Below are 1491 nucleotides of genomic sequence, written 5' to 3'. Positions count from 1 at the left end.
GCGGGGGGCGATCCGGGCGTCGCGGCTGCCGGAGCTCACCAGGCACTGGCCGCTGGCCGCGAAGGCCGCCTCACCGGGCTGGGCCGCGGGCATCCCGGCCGACGGCAGCACCCGCCAGCTCCGCCCGCCGTCGGCGGTGGACAGGATGCGGTACTTGCCGTCCACCGGGTCTCCGAGCGCGATGCCGTGCCGGCGGTCGAAGAAGGTCATGCAGTCGTAGAAGGCCGCGGGGTCGGTGTTGCGGAAGCTCTCCGTCCAGGTGGCCCCGCCGTCGGTGGTGCGGAAGACGCGGGACGCCTCGCCCTCACCGATGGCCAGGACCACCGCGTGCCGCGCGTCGAACGCCTCCACGTCCCGGAACTCCAGCGCCTCGGCGCCCGCCGGCGACACGTTGCGCCAGCTCCGCCCGCCGTCCACGGTGCGCAGCACGGTGCCCTTCGTACCGGCGGCCCAGGCGGTGTGCCGGCTGACGGCGGCGAGCCCGCGGAACCTGGCGTCGCTGCCGCTCTCGGTCAGCCGCCAACTCAGCGGTGAGCGGCCGAGCGCCGCCGCGGTGGGCTCGGCGGTCACCGCCCGTGCCGTCTGGCCGCGGTTGTCCGCGGCCCGTGCATCCGTGGCCCGTGCGTCCGCGGCTCCGGCGGGGGTGACGAGCACGGCTGCCACGGCCACCCCGCTCAGCCCCGCCGTGATCACGCGCCGTATCCGACTGCCCCGCCCCGACTGTCTCAACTGCCTCATCTGCCGCATACGCCTCACTGTCCCCATGGCCGTCATATGGCGCTGGAAGCTAGCCCATTCCCTCGGCGACGTCCACGGTCTGGACACATCGGGCGGCGCGGCGCCGTCCCCGTCCCCCGCGCGCCTGCCCGCGCGTGGTCGAGTGGTTTCGGGTGGTCACGGTGCGGGGCGCTGGCCGCTGGGGCGGGAGCGGAGTGGCTGTTTCGGCCGGACACGCTGGCCGGCCCACCAGGAGCGGTGGGGTGGAGCGGGGGCCGCCTCCGATCGTGCTGGGTGGTTCAGCCGTACCAGCAGAGGGTCACCCCGGGGAGCAGCGGCTTGCAGATGAGGACGCTGCCGGTGGGCTCGGGGGTGGGTGCTGTGGGCTCGACGGTCGGGGTGGGCTCCGGCGTCGGCTCGGGCGGGGTGGGCGTGGGTTCGGTGGGGCCGGGGGTGGGCTCGGTGGGGTCCGGCGTGGGCGTGGGGGTGGGCAGGTCCGGCGGGGTGGGTTTCGGCCGGGGCGGGGTGGGGCGCTGCGGGGTGGTGCTGGGCCGGGTGGCGGCGCTGCTCGATGGCTGCGGCGCGGGTCGGGTACGCGGTGGGGTCGGCGCGGGTGGCCCAGCGGGCTCCGTGGGTCCGGTGGCCGCAGTGGGCTCACTCGACCGGGTCGGGCCGGTCGGTGCGTCGGGGGTTGCCGGCGCCGGTGGCTGCGCCCGCCCGGGCCCGGGCGCGGCGGCGGTGGGCGCGGCCGGCGGTGTGGCGGACTGCGGGCGG

At 77.3% G+C, this 1491-nt stretch carries 1 protein-coding gene and 1 pseudogene; both read right to left on the bottom strand.

Features of this window, described 5'->3' with window-relative positions; translation table 11 throughout:
* Positions 1–738: WD40/YVTN/BNR-like repeat-containing protein (locus AAHZ94_RS33905; protein ID WP_502964865.1), on the bottom strand; the 738-nt coding region annotated here is incomplete at its 3' end.
* Positions 739–1016: 278 nt separating this feature from the next.
* Positions 1017–1491 (bottom strand): annotated as a pseudogene (locus AAHZ94_RS33900) (hypothetical protein); the annotation flags it as partial.

Origin of the sequence: Streptomyces sp. HSW2009 (assembly GCF_040240285.1) — a bacterium.
GTDB lineage: Bacteria > Actinomycetota > Actinomycetes > Streptomycetales > Streptomycetaceae > Streptomyces.
This window is presented reverse-complemented; position numbering and strand designations above follow the sequence as displayed.